Origin of the sequence: Paraburkholderia pallida (assembly GCF_004524855.1) — a bacterium.
GTDB lineage: Bacteria > Pseudomonadota > Gammaproteobacteria > Burkholderiales > Burkholderiaceae > Paraburkholderia > Paraburkholderia oxyphila.
Genome location: NZ_CP038148.1, coordinates 925,509 through 942,165, shown reverse-complemented (window position 1 = coordinate 942,165; position 16,657 = coordinate 925,509). Strand labels below are relative to the sequence as shown.

Below are 16,657 nucleotides of genomic sequence, written 5' to 3'. Positions count from 1 at the left end.
GAAAATTTCCGCAAATTAACGCATTACAAGACCACCGTCGGCCACCAGCGTCTGCCCGACGATGTAGCTTGCGGCGTTGGAACTGAGAAACGCGACCACCTCGGCAATCTCTTCCGGACGCCCAAAGCGGTTCAGCGGAATGGCGTCGAAAATGGTCCGTGCGATGTGGCGCGGCACCTTCTTGACCATTCGCGATTCGATCAGGCCGGGCGCAATCGCGTTGACCCGGACCCCTTTTGAGGCTAGCTCTTTCGCAATCGAGCGCGTAAAGCCGGAGATGCCCGCTTTAGATGCGCTGTAGTTGGACTGCCCGAAACTCGCCGTCACCCCCGCAACGGACGTCACGTTCACGACACTGGCTTGTGTCGCGTGCCGCATCAGTCGCAGCATCCCCTGGGTCATGTTGAATGTCCCATGGAGATTGACGCGCACCACGTCGTCGAACTCTTCGAACGTCATGGTGGAGATCAGGTTGTCCTTGTTGATGCCCGCGTTATTGACGAGTACGTCGACGGCCTCGATGCGCTGCTCCAGTTCGACGCGCAAGCGCTCGACATCGTCGCGGTTTGCAACGTCGCACTGCGCGATCGTCAGCCGGCTCGCGTAGTCGGACTCGGCTGCGAGTGCGTCGAGACTGGCCTTCGTATTGTTGTAGAGCGCGATCACTTTACTGCCGAGCGCGAGATATTTTCGGCAAATCGCCACACCGAGATCACCGCTGGCGCCGGTCACCACGACGGTCTTACCTTCGAGTTCTGGATAAATAGCCATAATCTTCTTATGTTTCGAGTTTATTAATCGAGCACGACAGCCGCGACCGCATGCGTTTTGCAATGCGAGATTGTCAAAATAGATGTCTTCAAATTTTCGAGTCGCATTACCCTGTCGAACTCCCCCGAAAACTCGAAATACGGCTTTCCAAGCGGGTCGTGAAGGATCTTGATATCGTGAAAGATGATGCCGTTGCGAAAGCCGGTTCCGAGTGCTTTCACTGCGGCTTCCTTGGCGGCCCAGATGCCGGCGACGCGCTCGACATTCGCTGGCTGATCGTGGGCCTGCATTTCTTCTGCGCAGAGCAGGCGGCCGACGAATGCATCGCCGCTGCGCGCCATGGCTTGAGCGATCCGCTCCGTTTCAACGATGTCTATACCAATTCGCATATCTAACGATATACCCCGTACGCTTTATTTGAATTGAAGCCGCTGCTGCCGCCGGCATTGTTTGGTCTTTGTTGTGCTGCTATCGCGAAACGCTTCTCGATTTGTGGCTCAACGAGCCGTTATCTGGAAGCATGCGCTTTTCATCTGGCGTGAACTACAGTATTTCGCAACTTTAGTCGCTAGAGGAAAGTTAGAGAATAGGGAAATGTAAATTTTCTGCGATTCGACCTGCGATTTGATTTACCTCAACACAAAAGTGTCCGTAAAGAACAACCGTCGCTTAGGAATTTCTCTTGATTGGATCTTTCTAATCGCAGAATTCGGCGTGATTGCGGGCATATCGATCGAGCCACGCAGCATATGAATCGAGGAATTCACCGTAAGACCGGTGAGAAAGAAGGAAATTATAAGAAGCCAAACCAATTGGTTAGGTTGCACCTTTAATCAAGATGCGTCAGAAGCAGCAACACCGATTGTAGTAATTATTCTTTTAATTAGGATAGCGATATATATTAAGCGTGCCGACATCCTGAAAATACCCGATGCCACGAGCGTGGCATCGGGTGCAAATGATCAATTCAGACGGTACGGCCGCCAGCCGACGGGTTACTTTGCCTGCGTGCCACCCGAATGCTGCCGATGATCGCGACGAGCCCGACGGGCACAAAGACCAGTGATCCGATCGAAATCAGCAGCGCGCCAATACGCGTTTTCCCCGCGAGCTGCATGATGAAGCCAATGATGATGAGGGCCCATACGACCAGGAAAGTCGCGAAGAACATCGCGGCAGGCTGGATGCCGACGTGATGCAGCAGATACGAGAAGATCCCGACCGACGCCACGAGATTCAAAATCAGACCGACTCCAACAACCCACATGATTCACGCCTCCGGAATGGGTAAAAGTTACACGACAAAGCCCGTCCGACAGACGCGCGGGCCGCGCGAGGCGCCACATTAGCATGGGCGGCTACCCCGTGCAGGGAAGTTGCGTGTACGAACGTTCCCGATGACAAAATGCCGCGCCTCGGTTGGCGTGAGCAAAAAAAAATCCGCCCGGTTGACCCGGGCGGATTTCATCCAGCACTTTCAGCCGATGGCGAACCAGGTTCGCCAGAAGCTTACTCGTCCGTCGTGTGCGGCTGCTGCGGCTGCGGCTCTGCAGCCGGGGTTTCCGGCGTGCCGAACTCGAACGCTTCTTCCGCTGCGATCTGGTCGAAACGCTCGCGATCCGACGATTCCTTCGCCTTGCGCGCCTTGTGGAACGCGAGACCCGTACCGGCCGGAATCAGACGGCCGACGATCACGTTTTCCTTCAGGCCACGCAGATCGTCGCGCTTGCCCATGATTGCCGCTTCGGTCAGCACGCGGGTCGTTTCCTGGAACGATGCCGCCGAAATGAACGAGTCGGTCGAGAGCGATGCCTTCGTGATACCGAGCAGCACGTTCTCGTACGTCGCCGGACGCTTGTCTTCCGCGATCATCTTGTCGTTCTCGTCGAGCATGTCCGAACGCTCGACTTGTTCGCCAGGGATGAAACGCGTATCGCCGTTGTCGGTGATCTGCACACGGCGCAGCATCTGACGCACGATCACTTCGATGTGCTTGTCGTTGATCTTCACGCCCTGCAGACGGTACACGTCCTGCACTTCGTCCACGATGTAGCGCGACAGTGCCTCGATACCCTGCAGACGCAGGATGTCGTGCGGATCGGCCGGGCCGTCCACGATCATTTCGCCCTTGTTGACGACCTGACCGTCGTGGACCAGCACCTGCTTTTCCTTCGCGATCAGGAACTCGTTCTGGTTGCCCTCGAGGTCCGTGATAACGAGACGCTGCTTGCCCTTCGTGTCCTTACCGAACGACGTCGTACCTGTGACTTCCGCCAGGATACCTGCATCCTTCGGCGAACGTGCTTCGAACAGTTCCGCCACACGCGGCAGACCACCGGTAATGTCACGCGTCTTCTGCGCTTCGGTCGGGATACGTGCGAGCACTTCACCTACCTGAACCTGCTGACCGTCCTTCACGGTGATCAGTGCGCCGACCTGGAAGCCGATCTGCACCGAATGCTCCGTGCCCGGGATCTTCACTTCTTCGCCGTTCGCGTCGAGCAGCTTCACCTGCGGACGCACGCTCTTCGAAGCCTGCGAACCACGGCGCTTCACGTCGATCACCACGAGGGTCGACAGACCCGTGACGTCGTCGATCTGCTTGGCCACGGTCACGCCTTCCTCGACGTTCTCGAACTTCACCGTACCGCCGTACTCGGTGATGATCGGGCGCGTGAGCGGATCCCACGTCGCGAGCTGCGTACCGGCCTTGATCTGCGCACCGTCGAGCTGCAGCAGCGTCGCGCCGTACGGCACCTTGTGACGCTCGCGCTCGCGGCCGTGATCGTCGGCGATGATGGCTTCGCCCGAACGCGAGATGACGATCTGCTCGCCCTTCGCGCTCGTGACGTAACGCATCGTCGCCGTGAAGCGCACAGTACCGTTCGACTTGGCTTCCACCGACGAAGCGACTGCCGCACGCGATGCCGCACCACCGATGTGGAACGTACGCATCGTGAGCTGCGTGCCCGGTTCGCCGATCGACTGCGCCGCGATCACGCCGACGGCTTCGCCGACGTTCACGCGCGAACCACGGCCGAGGTCGCGGCCATAGCACGAGGCGCACAGGCCATAGCGCGTTTCGCAGGTGAGCGGCGTGCGCACGCGCACTTCGTCGATGCCGAGGCTCTCGATCGTCTCAACTGCGTCTTCGTCGAGCAGGTCGCCCGAGGCGTAGATCGTTTCCTGCGTCTCAGGATTGACGACGTCCGCCACCGCAACGCGGCCGAGAATACGGTCGCGCAGCGCTTCGACGACTTCACCGCCTTCCACGAGGGCCTTCATCGCCACGCCGTTCGACGTGCCGCAATCGTCCTCGACGACCACGAGATCCTGCGTGACGTCCACGAGACGACGCGTCAGGTAACCCGAGTTCGCGGTCTTCAGTGCCGTATCAGCCAGACCCTTACGTGCACCGTGGGTCGAGATGAAGTACTGCAGCACGTTCAGACCTTCGCGGAAGTTCGCGGTAATCGGCGTTTCGATAATCGAGCCGTCCGGCTTCGCCATCAGGCCGCGCATACCCGCCAGCTGGCGAATCTGGGTTGCGGAACCCCGCGCGCCCGAGTCGGCCATCATGTAGATCGAGTTGAACGATTCCTGACGCGTTTCCTTGCCGTCGCGGTCGATGACCGGTTCCGTCGCGAGCTGCTCCATCATCGCCTTGCCGACCGCTTCCGACGTGTTCGACCAGATGTCGACCACGTTGTTGTAGCGTTCCTGCGCGGTGACGAGACCCGACATGTACTGGCGGTCGTATTCCTTCACCTTCTTCGCGGCTTCGCCAACGATGGTTTCCTTCTGCGGCGGCACGAGCATGTCGTCCACGCAGATCGAAATACCGGCGCGCGTTGCCAGACGGAAACCCGACTGCATCAGCTGGTCCGCGAAGATCACCGTTTCGCGCAGACCGCACTTGCGGAACGCGGTGTTGATCAGACGCGAGATTTCCTTCTTCTTCAGCGGCTTGTTCAGCACCGAGAACGGCAGGCCCGGCGGCAGGATTTCCGACAGGATCGAGCGGCCAACGGTCGTCGCGTACAGCGAGATCTTCGGCACGAATGCCGGTGCGCCTTCCGACTTGTCCTCGTTGTGGACCATTTCGGTAATACGCACGTTGACGCGCGAGGCCAGCTCGACTTCCTTGTTCTCGTAGGCGCGCAGGACTTCCGACACGCCCGTGAACGTCATGCCCTCGCCCTTCGCGTTGATCGCTTCGCGCGTGGCGTAGTACAGGCCCAGCACGATATCCTGCGACGGCACGATCGACGGATCGCCGTTGGCCGGGAACAGGACGTTGTTCGAGGCGAGCATGAGCGTGCGCGCTTCCATCTGCGCTTCGAGCGACAGCGGAACGTGAACAGCCATCTGGTCACCGTCGAAGTCGGCGTTGAACGCCGCGCAAACGAGCGGGTGCAGCTGGATTGCCTTACCTTCGATCAGCACTGGCTCGAAAGCCTGAATGCCAAGACGGTGCAGCGTAGGCGCACGGTTGAGCATGACCGGATGCTCGCGGATCACCTCTTCGAGGATGTCCCACACCACCGGCGTCTGGTTCTCGACTTCCTTCTTCGCAGCCTTGATGGTCGTGGCAACGCCCATCGTTTCCAGCTTGTTGAAGATGAACGGCTTGAACAGCTCGAGCGCCATCAGCTTCGGCAGACCGCACTGGTGCAGCTTCAGCGTTGGACCCACCACGATGACCGAACGGCCCGAGTAGTCCACGCGCTTGCCCAGCAGGTTCTGACGGAAACGACCGCCCTTACCCTTGATCATGTCGGCGAGCGACTTCAGCGGACGCTTGTTCGCGCCCGTCATCGCCTTGCCGCGACGGCCGTTGTCGAGCAGCGAGTCAACCGCTTCCTGGAGCATCCGCTTTTCGTTGCGGACGATGATCTCCGGCGCCTTCAGCTCGAGCAGACGCTTCAGACGGTTGTTACGGTTGATGACGCGGCGATACAGGTCGTTCAGGTCCGAGGTCGCGAAGCGGCCACCGTCCAGCGGCACCAGCGGACGCAGTTCGGGCGGCAGCACCGGCAGCACTTCGAGCACCATCCATTCGGGCTTGATGCCCGAACGCTGGAAGGCCTCGAGCACCTTCAGGCGCTTCGCGTACTTCTTGATCTTCGCTTCCGAGCCGGTGTTCTTCAGCTCGGTGCGCAGCGTTTCGACCTGTTCGTCGATGTTGATCGCACGCAGCAGCTCGCGCACGCCTTCCGCGCCCATCTCGGCGCGGAATTCGTCACCGTACTCTTCGACCTTGTTGTAGTAATCCTCTTCGGTCATGATCTGCCGCGCCTTCAGCGGCGTCATGCCCGGTTCGATCACCACATATGCTTCGAAGTACAGCACGCGCTCGATGTCGCGCAGCGTCATGTCGAGCACCATGCCCAGACGCGACGGCAGCGACTTCAGGAACCAGATGTGCGCGACCGGCGAGGCCAGCTCGATGTGGCCCATGCGCTCACGGCGCACCTTCGCCAGCGTGACTTCAACGCCGCACTTCTCGCAGATCACGCCACGGTGCTTCAGGCGCTTGTACTTGCCGCACAGGCACTCGTAGTCCTTGATCGGCCCGAAGATCTTCGCGCAGAACAGGCCATCCCGTTCCGGCTTGAAGGTACGGTAGTTGATGGTCTCCGGCTTCTTCACTTCACCGAACGACCACGAGCGGATCTTGTCCGGCGAGGCCAGACCGATCTTGATCGCGTCAAAAACTTCTTCTTGTTGGACTTGCTTGAATAGATCGAGCAGAGCTTTCATTGCCTTCTCTCCGTAGTCCGATTAGTTGCGGTCGAGGTCGATGTCGATACCGAGCGAGCGGATTTCCTTCACCAGCACATTGAAGGATTCCGGCATGCCTGCATCGATCACGTGGTCGCCCTTGACGAGGTTCTCATACACCTTCGTCCGGCCCGTCACGTCATCGGACTTCACCGTCAACATTTCCTGCAGCACGTACGAAGCGCCATACGCTTCGAGCGCCCACACTTCCATCTCACCGAAACGCTGGCCACCGAACTGCGCCTTACCACCCAGCGGCTGCTGCGTGACGAGCGAGTACGGACCCGTCGAACGCGCGTGCATCTTGTCGTCGACAAGGTGGTGCAGCTTCAGGTAGTGCATGTAGCCCACGGTCACCGTACGCTCGAACATTTCGCCCGTGCGGCCGTCGTACAGACGCACCTGGTTCTTCGACGGCGTCATGCCGAGGTTGTGCGCGATGTCGTCCGGGAACGCCAGATCGAGCATCTTGCCCATTTCCTCTTCGGTCGCACCGTCGAACACCGGCGTTGCGAACGGCACGCCTTCGCGCAGGTTCTTCGCGAGTTCGAGGATTTCGTCGTCGCTGAAGCTGTCGAGGTCTTCCTTGTGGCCCGATTCGTTGTAGATCTTCGTGAGGAACTCACGCAGCTCCGCAACCTTCGTCTGACGCGCGAGCATTTCGCCAATACGCCAGCCCAGACCCTTCGCGGCCCAACCCAGATGCACTTCGAGAACCTGACCCACGTTCATCCGTGACGGCACGCCCAGCGGGTTCAGCACGACGTCTGCCGGACGGCCATCGGCCATGTACGGCATGTCTTCGATCGGGACGATCTTCGACACGACACCCTTGTTACCGTGACGGCCTGCCATCTTGTCGCCAGGCTGCAGACGGCGCTTCACCGCGAGGTACACCTTGACCATCTTCAGCACGCCCGGCGGCAGTTCGTCGCCTTGCGTGAGCTTCTTGCGCTTCTCTTCGAACGCCAGATCGAACTGGTGACGCTTTTCTTCGATCGAGTTCTTGATGGCTTCGAGCTGCGCCGCTGCTTCTTCGTCCGCGAGGCGGATGTCGAACCAGTGGTAGTGGTCGAGGTCTTCCAGGTACGCCTGGTCGATCTTCGTGCCCTTCGCGAGCTTCTTCGGACCGCCGTTCGCGACCTTGCCGTCGAGCATGCGCGCGAGACGCTGGAACGCGTCGCCTTCCACGATACGCAGCTGGTCGTTCAGGTCGAGGCGATAGCGCTTCAGTTCATCGTCGATGATCTGTTGCGCGCGCTTGTCACGCGTAATGCCTTCGCGCGTGAACACCTGCACGTCGATGACCGTGCCGCTCATGCCCGAGGGCACGCGCAGCGACGTATCCTTCACGTCCGAAGCCTTCTCGCCGAAGATCGCGCGCAGCAGCTTTTCTTCCGGCGTGAGCTGGGTTTCGCCCTTCGGCGTGACCTTGCCCACGAGCACGTCGCCCGCTTCGACTTCCGCGCCGATGTACACGATGCCGGACTCGTCGAGACGGCCAAGCTGCACTTCCGCGAGGTTCGAAATGTCGCGCGTGATTTCTTCCGGTCCGAGCTTCGTGTCGCGTGCAACGACATTCAGTTCTTCGATGTGGATCGACGTGTAACGGTCGTCCGCCACCACCTTCTCCGAGATCAGGATCGAGTCTTCGAAGTTGTAGCCGTTCCACGGCATGAACGCGATCAGCATGTTCTGGCCGAGCGCGAGCTCGCCCAGATCGGTCGATGCGCCGTCAGCCAGCACGTCGCCACGAGCAACCTTGTCGCCCATCTTCACGATCGGACGCTGGTTGATGTTCGTGTTCTGGTTCGAACGCGTGTACTTGATGAGGTTGTAGATGTCCACGCCGACTTCACCGGCGACAGCTTCATCGTCGTTCACGCGAATCACGATACGGCCTGCGTCGACGTAGTCCACCACGCCGCCACGCAGCGCCTGAACCGTCGTGCCCGAGTCGACCGCAACCGTGCGCTCGATACCCGTACCGACGACCGGCTTTTCCGGACGCAGGCAAGGCACGGCCTGACGCTGCATGTTCGAACCCATCAGTGCACGGTTCGCGTCATCGTGCTCGAGGAACGGAATCAGCGAAGCTGCAACCGAGACGATCTGCGACGGCGCCACGTCCATGTACTGGATGCGGTCCGGCGTGACCATCAGCGTTTCGCCCGCTTCACGCGACGAGACGAGTTCGTCGGTCAGCGTGCCGTCGTCGGCCACTGCCGCGTTCGCCTGAGCGATCACGTAACGGCCTTCTTCGATCGCCGAGAGGTAGTCGATCTGGTCGGTCACCTTGCTGTCCACGACCTTGCGATACGGCGTTTCGAGGAAGCCGTATTCGTTCAGGTGCGCGTACAGAGCGAGCGAGTTGATCAGACCAATGTTCGGACCTTCCGGCGTCTCAATCGGACACACGCGGCCGTAGTGGGTCGGGTGCACGTCGCGGACTTCGAAGCCTGCGCGCTCACGCGTCAGACCGCCCGGGCCCAGTGCGGAAACACGGCGCTTGTGCGTGATTTCCGAGAGCGGGTTGGTCTGGTCCATGAACTGCGAAAGCTGCGACGAACCGAAGAACTCGCGAATCGCCGAAGAAATCGGCTTCGAGTTGATCAGGTCGTGCGGCATCAGGTTTTCGCTTTCGGCCTGGCCGAGGCGTTCCTTCACTGCACGTTCAACGCGCACGAGACCCGCGCGGAACTGGTTTTCCGCCAGTTCGCCCACGCAACGCACGCGACGGTTGCCCAAGTGGTCGATGTCGTCCACTTCGCCCTTGCCGTTGCGCAACTCGACGAGGATCTTGATGGTCGCGAGGATGTCGTCGTCCTGCAGCGTCATCGGGCCGACGATTTCGTCACGGCCGACGCGGCGATTGAACTTCATACGACCCACCTTCGAGAGGTCGTACGCTTCTTCGCTGTAGAACAAACGATTGAAGAGGGCCTCGACCGCTTCTTCGGTCGGCGGCTCGCCCGGACGCATCATGCGATAGATCGCAATGCGCGCAGCCATCTTGTCGGCCGTTTCGTCGATACGCAGCGTCGACGAGATGTACGGACCCTGGTCCAGATCGTTCGTATAGAGCGTCTGGATGTCCTTGATCTTCGCCTCGCGCAGCTTGTCGAGCACGGTTTCGGTGATTTCGTCGTTCGCGTTCGCGATCACTTCGCCCGTATCGCCGTCGACGACGTTCTTCGCGAGAACGCGGCCGAGCAGATAATCTTCGGGGACCGAAATAAACGTCGTCTTCGCGTTTTCGAGGTCGCGGATGTGCTTCGCGTTAATCCGCTTGTCCTTCTGGACAATGACCTTGCCATCGCGATCGGAAATGTCGAAGCGCGCGACTTCACCACGCAAACGCTCCGGCACGAACTCCATCTGCGCGCCTTCCGGCATCAGCGAGAAGTTGTCGAACACGAAGAAGTTCGCGAGGATCTGTTCCGGCGTGAGGCCGATGGCCTTCAGCAGGATCGTGACCGGCATCTTGCGGCGACGGTCGACGCGGAAGTACAGCACGTCCTTCGGGTCGAACTCGAAGTCGAGCCACGAACCGCGGTAAGGAATGATACGTGCCGAGAAGAGCAGCTTGCCCGAGCTGTGCGTCTTGCCCTTGTCGTGTTCGAAGAACACGCCAGGCGAGCGGTGCAGCTGCGAGACGATGACACGCTCGGTGCCGTTGATGACGAACGAGCCCGTCGGCGTCATGAGCGGAATTTCGCCCATGTACACTTCCTGCTCCTTCACTTCCTTCACGACCGGCTTGCTCGGCGATTCTTTGTCGAGCAGCACGAGACGCACCTTGGCGCGAAGCGCCGAGCAGTACGTCAGGCCCCGTTGCTGGCATTCCTTGATGTTGAATGCCGGCGACGAGAGCATGTAGCTCACGAACTCTAGACGAGCAAAGCCGTTATGGGAAACAATAGGAAAAACGGACGTGAACGCAGCCTGCAGACCTTCCGGTTTGCGTTGTGCGCTCGCCGTTTCTGCTTGCAGAAACGTGCTGAATGATTCAAGCTGGGTAGCCAGCAGGAAAGGAACTTGGTGAACGATGGGGCGTTTCGCGAAACTCTTGCGAATACGCTTCTTCTCGGTGAAGGAATATTGCATACGATCTCCGAATCACGGCGGGTAGGACGACCCGAGTGTTCACCGACTGAGACCCGATGGCTGCGCGAGCCCTGGAAGCTTGGTGGTTGGCCTCTACCAACCGCTGGCTGACGGCAGCGGATACCGGCTTGTCATAACTTGCCCGCTGCCCGACCAAACTTGCCTTCTGCAGTCGCTTCAGAAGACAAAGAGAAGCGTCGTGCGCACAGGCGGTCCAAATCACACCCTGCGTAAGACGTTTTTCTTTGGCTTCTGGGTCCCGCATCCCGCCTCCGATCATCAAAAATCGAACACAAAAACGCAGAACCCACAAAGCACAAAAAGGCCGGCGGTGTAAAAACCGCCAGCCTTCGCACAGCGCGCTGAAACTTACTTGATTTCAGCCTTCGCGCCGGCTTCTTCCAGCTTCTTCTTCGCTTCTTCAGCAGCAGCCTTGGGCACCGCTTCCTTCACGGGCTTCGGTGCACCGTCAACCAGGTCCTTCGCTTCCTTCAGGCCGAGACCCGTCAGTTCACGAACGGCCTTAATGACCGAAACCTTGTTTGCGCCGGCTTCGAGCAGGTTGACCGTGAATTCGGTCTGCTCTTCAGCAGCAGCAGCAGCGCCGCCGCCTGCCGGGCCAGCGACTGCCACAGCAGCTGCCGACACGCCAAACTTCTCTTCGAATGCCTTGACCAGTTCGTTCAGTTCGAGAACCGACATCGAGCCAACGGCTTCGAGGATGTCTTCTTTTGCGATTGCCATTTGAAATTACTCCAGATTTGAATTCGGAAACAGCTAGCGATCCTTCTCGCTCGCCTGTGTTCGTTCGCTAGCCTGAAATCAGGCCGCTTCTGCTTGCTTCTTTTCCGCCAGCGCGGCCAAGGCGCGCGCCATACCGGAAACAGGAGCTTGCATAACGAACAGCAGCTTCGAGAGCAGTTCTTCGCGGCTCGGGATGCTGGCCAGCGCTTGCACGCCTGCCTTGTCCATCACCTTGCCTTCGTAGGAACCAGCCTTGATGACCAACTTGTCATTGCCCTTCGCGAAGTCGTTGACGACCTTCGCAGCAGCAATGGCATCTTCCGAGATGCCGTAGATCAGGGGGCCAGTCATCTGCTCTGCCAGCGGAGCAAACGGGGTACCTTCGACAGCGCGACGCGCCAGCGTGTTCTTCAACACGCGCAGGTACACCTGTTGCTCGCGCGCTTTCGCGCGCAGCTTGGTCAGATCGCCAACCGCGATTCCACGATACTCGGCCAACACCACGGTCTGAGCCTTCGCGACTTGCGCGGAGACTTCAGCCACGACGGCCTGCTTACCTTCTTTGTTCAGTGGCACGGTTAACCTCCAGATTCGACACACTTCACTTTCGCTACGTGTGCCGCGTTCAACAACGGCGACCGACCAGTCTGGAGCAACTCAGCTTGCAATCGGGAGCGTTTCCGCCCTCTTTCACTCGCTTTCGCACTTCAAAACCTTTTCGGGTTCGCCATCTGCGTTGGCTTCACATTAAGGAAGCACCCAACTGCTGCACTTCCGCCAACGGTCTTTGACAACCGGTTGCGCGATGCTCGACTGCCACCGCCCAACCGCCCAAAGCCCTTTAAATCCGCGCTGCGATCCGACCCAGCTTCGTTTCGAACCTCAACGCGGCAAAACTATTGCGACGCTTACGCTGCGAGCGACGTCTGGTCGACGCGAACGCCAACGCCCATCGTGCTCGACACAGCGATCTTGCGCAGGTACACGCCCTTGCTCGTTGCCGGCTTCGCCTTGGTCAGCGCTTCGAGGAGCGCGTCCAGGTTGCTGCGCAGCGCGGTCGGCTCGAACGATGCACGGCCGATGGTCGCGTGAATGATACCGGCCTTGTCGACGCGGAATTGCACCTGACCTGCCTTCGCGTTCTTGACCGCGGTGGCGACGTCCGGCGTCACGGTGCCGACCTTCGGGTTCGGCATCAGGCCGCGCGGGCCGAGGATCTGGCCGAGCGTACCGACGATACGCATCGTGTCCGGCGAAGCGATCACGATGTCGAAATTCAGGTTGCCGCCCTTGATCTGCTCAGCAAGGTCTTCCATGCCGACGATCTCAGCGCCTGCTGCCTTGGCTTGCTCAGCCTTTTCGCCTTGCGCGAACACAGCAACGCGAACCGACTTGCCCGTACCTGCCGGCAGAACGACCGAACCACGAACGACCTGGTCCGACTTCTTTGCATCGATGCCGAGCTGGACTGCGACGTCGATCGATTCGTCGAACTTCGCCGTAGCGCATTCCTTCACGAGCGACAGTGCGTCGACGATCGGGTACAGCTTCTGGCTGTCGACCTTGGCGGCGAGTGCCTTTTGACGCTTCGAAACCTTAGCCATTTACACGCCCTCCACGACGATGCCCATCGAACGGGCGCTACCAGCGATCGTGCGGACCGCTGCGTCCATATCCGCTGCCGTGAGGTCCGGCATCTTGGTCTTGGCGATTTCTTCAGCCTGCGCACGCGTGATCGTGGCGACCTTGTCGGTGTGCGGTTTGGCCGAACCCTTGTCGACCTTCGCTGCCTTCTTGATCAGGATCGTGGCCGGCGGCGTCTTCAGGATGAACGTGAAGCTCTTGTCCGCGAAAGCCGTGATAACGACCGGCGTCGGCAGACCCGGTTCCATCCCTTGAGTCTGCGCGTTGAACGCCTTGCAGAACTCCATGATGTTCAGGCCGCGCTGGCCCAGTGCCGGGCCGACCGGCGGCGACGGGTTGGCTTTACCTGCAGGAATCTGCAGCTTGATAAAGCCAATGATTTTCTTTGCCATGTTGAAAACCTCATTGGAACGCGTGAGCGTTCAGGTGAGTGGTAGCGCGCTTTCGCCGCAATCTTCACTGTGCCGACAGGCTCAGCCGACTGGGCTACTGACGCTCCTCTACGGCCATCACGCGGACCGTAAGCGCGGAAAAACGGACCGCACCAAAGATGCGATCCGTCGTATTCGATTTACAGCTTTTCGACCTGGCCGAATTCGAGTTCGACCGGCGTGGCGCGACCAAAAATGGTGACGGAGACCCGAACGCGCGATTTTTCGTAGTTGACTTCTTCGACGCTGCCGTTGAAGTCCGTGAACGGGCCTTCCTTCACGCGGACCATCTCGCCGACTTCGAACAGGGTCTTGGGGCGCGGCTTCTCAACGCCTTCCTGCATCTGCGACATGATCTTTTCGACTTCGCGCGGCGAAATCGGGCTCGGGCGATTGCGCGCCCCGCCGACGAAACCCGTCACCTTTGCCGTGTTCTTCACGAGGTGCCACGTTTCATCCGTCATTTCCATCTCGACCAGGACATAGCCCGGGAAGAAACGACGTTCGGTCACCGATTTGTGACCACCCTTCACCTCGACCACTTCTTCAGTCGGAACGAGGATCTGGCCAAACTTGTCCTGCATGCCAGCACGTTCGATGCGCTCCTGAAGCGCACGTTGCACGCTCTTCTCCATACCAGAGTAGGCGTGCACCACGTACCAACGTTTTCCGCTCGGGGATGCCGGTGTATCGCTCATATCATTTCCAACCCAGAATCGCCGAGAAAATCACCCATTCAATGGATTTGTCACAAACCCAGAGAAAGATGGCCATTACCAGCACAAAACCGAAGACCACCAGAGTCGTTTGCGTGGCCTCTTTGCGAGTCGGCCAGACGACCTTGCGAACTTCCTTGTACGAGTCTTTGGCAAACGCGATGAAGCTCTTGCCGGGCGCCGAAAGAAGACCGACTACCACCCCCGCGATCACGCCCACTGCGAGCGCCGCACCGCGGACATACCACTCCTGGCTACCGAGCCAGTAGAACCCTACGAACCCGGCCACAACCAACAATACGCCCGCCGCAAGCATCAGCTTGTCGCTGGAAGTATTAACAGTTTCGACGGAAGGATTCGCCATAACACCTTAAAGAACAACGCGCCACAGGCGCGAGAAGTTGGCAGGGGCAGAGGGAATCGAACCCCCAACCTTCGGTTTTGGAGACCGACGCTCTGCCAGTTGAGCTATACCCCTAAACCATTTTGGGGTTGGCGGCTAAGCCAACCCCGAAACCACTAGTCGATCAACGAGACTGGCAAAAACTTACTCGATGATCTTTGCAACCACACCAGCGCCGACGGTACGGCCACCTTCGCGGATTGCGAAGCGCAGACCTTCTTCCATCGCGATCGGAGCGATCAGCTTCACCGTGATCGACACGTTGTCGCCCGGCATGACCATTTCCTTGTCCTTCGGCAGCTCGATCGAGCCCGTCACGTCCGTCGTACGGAAGTAGAACTGCGGACGGTAGTTGTTGAAGAACGGCGTGTGGCGGCCGCCTTCGTCCTTGCTCAGCACGTACACTTCAGCCGTGAAGTGCGTGTGCGGCGTGATCGAACCCGGCTTCGCCAGAACCTGGCCACGCTCCACGTCTTCACGCTTCGTGCCGCGCAGCAGGATACCAACGTTGTCGCCTGCCTGACCCTGGTCGAGCAGCTTGCGGAACATTTCCACGCCCGTGCAGGTCGTCTTCACCGTCGGCTTGATACCGACGATTTCGATTTCCTCGCCGACCTTGACGATGCCGCGCTCGACGCGACCCGTCACCACCGTGCCGCGACCCGAGATCGAGAACACGTCTTCCACCGGCATCAGGAACGCGCCGTCAACTGCACGCTCCGGCGTCGGGATGTACGTGTCCAGTGCGTCGGCCAGGTTCATGATCGCCACTTCACCCAGTTCGCCCTTGTCACCTTCCAGCGCCAGCTTGGCCGAACCCTTGATGATCGGCGTGTCGTCGCCCGGGAAGTCGTACTTCGACAGGAGCTCGCGCACTTCCATTTCGACCAGCTCGAGCAGCTCGGCGTCGTCGACCATGTCGCACTTGTTCAGGAACACGATGATGTAAGGCACGCCAACCTGACGGGCGAGCAGGATGTGCTCACGCGTTTGCGGCATCGGGCCGTCAGCGGCCGAGCACACCAGGATTGCGCCGTCCATCTGTGCCGCGCCCGTGATCATGTTCTTCACGTAGTCAGCGTGACCCGGGCAGTCGACGTGTGCGTAGTGGCGGTTAGCCGTTTCGTACTCGACGTGCGCGGTGTTGATGGTAATACCACGTGCCTTTTCTTCCGGCGCTGCGTCGATCTGGTCGTACGCCTTCGCTTCACCGCCGAACTTCGCGGTCAGAACCGTCGTGATCGCTGCCGTCAGCGTGGTCTTGCCGTGGTCAACGTGACCGATCGTGCCCACGTTCACGTGCGGCTTGGTCCGCTCAAACTTACCCTTGGCCATTTTCGACTCCTAAGAGGATTTTTCCGTACGTTGCGCGGGGCGCGCAAACAATCACTGGTTGCTGCTGCCTGCTCGATGCGAGGCCTCTGAGGCCTGCTAGATACCGGCTGGTGCCCATGGGCAGGATCGAACTGCCGACCTCTCCCTTACCAAGGGAGTGCTCTACCACTGAGCCACATGGGCATTTACTTCATTTCGCTGGAGCGGGTGAAGGGAATCGAACCCTCGTCGTAAGCTTGGAAGGCTTCTGCTCTACCATTGAGCTACACCCGCGAAGTTTGCTGACTACTGTCGATTCCCGACACTAACAACTACAGCTGAATTCTGGTGGAGGAGGTTGGATTCGAACCAACGTAGGCGTAAGCCAACAGATTTACAGTCTGCCCCCTTTAGCCACTCGGGCACCCCTCCGCAGAGAACTGATGATTATGGGGTAAGTTCCGATCAGTGTCAAGCACTTTGTTCGGCGCCGAACCCACAACGCTCTCACTTATAGGGAGAGCGGAAAAGCAAAAACCCCGGCTTTTTAGGGCCGGGGTTTCGCAATAAGGAGCCTGACGATTACCTACTTTCACACGGGCAATCCGCACTATCATCGGCGTAGAGTCGTTTCACGGTCCTGTTCGGGATGGGAAGGGGTGGGACCGACTCGCTATGGTCATCAGGCTTGACGGGTTGCTGCGTCGCATTTAGTGCGCCACAGCCAATCTGGAAGAAGCGTA

12 protein-coding genes, 4 tRNA genes and 1 rRNA gene are annotated in these 16,657 nt (G+C 59.4%); all 17 read right to left on the bottom strand.

Annotated elements, in window-relative coordinates; genetic code table 11:
- Positions 1–15: 15 nt before the first annotated feature.
- Positions 16–834 (bottom strand): 3-oxoacyl-ACP reductase FabG, encoded by an 819-nt coding sequence (gene fabG, locus E1956_RS04200; RefSeq protein ID WP_197732813.1) that lies wholly within the window; start codon positions 832–834, stop codon positions 16–18.
- On the bottom strand, positions 795–1,160 hold the full coding sequence (gene acpS, locus E1956_RS04195) for a holo-ACP synthase (protein ID WP_134747551.1): 366 nt from the start codon (positions 1,158–1,160) through the stop codon (positions 795–797). Before acpS ends, fabG begins: the two co-directional genes overlap by 40 nt.
- Before the next feature lie 578 nt (positions 1,161–1,738).
- Complete coding sequence (locus tag E1956_RS04190) at positions 1,739–2,038, bottom strand: hypothetical protein (RefSeq protein ID WP_134747550.1); 300 nt, start codon at positions 2,036–2,038, stop codon at positions 1,739–1,741.
- A 242-nt stretch (positions 2,039–2,280) separates the two neighbouring features.
- Positions 2,281–6,534: a DNA-directed RNA polymerase subunit beta' gene (rpoC, locus tag E1956_RS04185; protein ID WP_134747549.1), complete on the bottom strand. Its 4,254-nt coding sequence runs from the start codon at positions 6,532–6,534 to the stop codon at positions 2,281–2,283.
- A gap of 21 nt (positions 6,535–6,555) precedes the next feature.
- Positions 6,556–10,662: a DNA-directed RNA polymerase subunit beta gene (gene rpoB, locus E1956_RS04180; RefSeq protein ID WP_134747548.1), complete on the bottom strand. Its 4,107-nt coding sequence runs from the start codon at positions 10,660–10,662 to the stop codon at positions 6,556–6,558.
- 369 nt (positions 10,663–11,031) lie between these two features.
- Positions 11,032–11,406, bottom strand: a complete 375-nt coding sequence (rplL, locus tag E1956_RS04175; RefSeq protein ID WP_027821097.1) for a 50S ribosomal protein L7/L12 — start codon at positions 11,404–11,406, stop codon at positions 11,032–11,034.
- Positions 11,407–11,484: 78 nt separating this feature from the next.
- Positions 11,485–11,982: a 50S ribosomal protein L10 gene (gene rplJ, locus E1956_RS04170; RefSeq protein ID WP_028222172.1), complete on the bottom strand. Its 498-nt coding sequence runs from the start codon at positions 11,980–11,982 to the stop codon at positions 11,485–11,487.
- 332 nt (positions 11,983–12,314) lie between these two features.
- Entirely contained in the window at positions 12,315–13,010 is a 696-nt protein-coding gene (gene rplA, locus E1956_RS04165; protein ID WP_028222171.1) for a 50S ribosomal protein L1, read from the bottom strand.
- On the bottom strand, positions 13,011–13,442 hold the full coding sequence (rplK, locus tag E1956_RS04160; protein WP_028222170.1) for a 50S ribosomal protein L11: 432 nt from the start codon (positions 13,440–13,442) through the stop codon (positions 13,011–13,013). It lies immediately after the preceding gene.
- A gap of 179 nt (positions 13,443–13,621) precedes the next feature.
- A complete protein-coding gene (nusG, locus tag E1956_RS04155; protein WP_028208939.1) occupies positions 13,622–14,179 on the bottom strand; it encodes a transcription termination/antitermination protein NusG in 558 nt (185 codons plus the stop codon).
- Position 14,180: 1 nt separating this feature from the next.
- Complete coding sequence (secE, locus tag E1956_RS04150; protein WP_028222169.1) at positions 14,181–14,561, bottom strand: preprotein translocase subunit SecE; 381 nt, start codon at positions 14,559–14,561, stop codon at positions 14,181–14,183.
- Between the two features lie 38 nt (positions 14,562–14,599).
- Positions 14,600–14,675, bottom strand: a tRNA-Trp gene (locus E1956_RS04145).
- Positions 14,676–14,744: 69 nt separating this feature from the next.
- Positions 14,745–15,935 carry an elongation factor Tu gene (gene tuf, locus E1956_RS04140; RefSeq protein ID WP_028371383.1) on the bottom strand — a complete coding sequence of 397 codons (1,191 nt, stop codon included), beginning with the start codon at positions 15,933–15,935 and terminating at the stop codon, positions 14,745–14,747.
- A gap of 108 nt (positions 15,936–16,043) precedes the next feature.
- A tRNA-Thr gene (locus tag E1956_RS04135) sits at positions 16,044–16,118 on the bottom strand.
- A 16-nt stretch (positions 16,119–16,134) separates the two neighbouring features.
- Positions 16,135–16,208: transfer RNA gene (locus tag E1956_RS04130), tRNA-Gly, on the bottom strand.
- A gap of 52 nt (positions 16,209–16,260) precedes the next feature.
- Positions 16,261–16,346: transfer RNA gene (locus tag E1956_RS04125), tRNA-Tyr, on the bottom strand.
- Between the two features lie 141 nt (positions 16,347–16,487).
- A 5S ribosomal RNA gene (gene rrf / locus E1956_RS04120) occupies positions 16,488–16,601 on the bottom strand.
- Positions 16,602–16,657 lie beyond the last annotated feature (56 nt).

Bases quoted from the DNA above. Each gene is read 5' to 3' on its own strand.
- acpS (WP_134747551.1), bottom strand. From the start codon at position 1,160: ATGCGAATTGGTATAGACATCGTTGAAACGGAGCGGATCGCTCAAGCC.
- E1956_RS04190 (WP_134747550.1), bottom strand. From the start codon at position 2,038: ATGTGGGTTGTTGGAGTCGGTCTGATTTTGAATCTCGTGGCGTCGGTC.
- rpoC (WP_134747549.1), bottom strand. From the start codon at position 6,534: ATGAAAGCTCTGCTCGATCTATTCAAGCAAGTCCAACAAGAAGAAGTT.
- rpoB (WP_134747548.1), bottom strand. From the start codon at position 10,662: ATGCAATATTCCTTCACCGAGAAGAAGCGTATTCGCAAGAGTTTCGCG.
- rplL (WP_027821097.1), bottom strand. From the start codon at position 11,406: ATGGCAATCGCAAAAGAAGACATCCTCGAAGCCGTTGGCTCGATGTCG.
- rplA (WP_028222171.1), bottom strand. From the start codon at position 13,010: ATGGCTAAGGTTTCGAAGCGTCAAAAGGCACTCGCCGCCAAGGTCGAC.
- rplK (WP_028222170.1), bottom strand. From the start codon at position 13,442: ATGGCAAAGAAAATCATTGGCTTTATCAAGCTGCAGATTCCTGCAGGT.
- nusG (WP_028208939.1), bottom strand. From the start codon at position 14,179: ATGAGCGATACACCGGCATCCCCGAGCGGAAAACGTTGGTACGTGGTG.
- secE (WP_028222169.1), bottom strand. From the start codon at position 14,561: ATGGCGAATCCTTCCGTCGAAACTGTTAATACTTCCAGCGACAAGCTG.
- tuf (WP_028371383.1), bottom strand. From the start codon at position 15,935: ATGGCCAAGGGTAAGTTTGAGCGGACCAAGCCGCACGTGAACGTGGGC.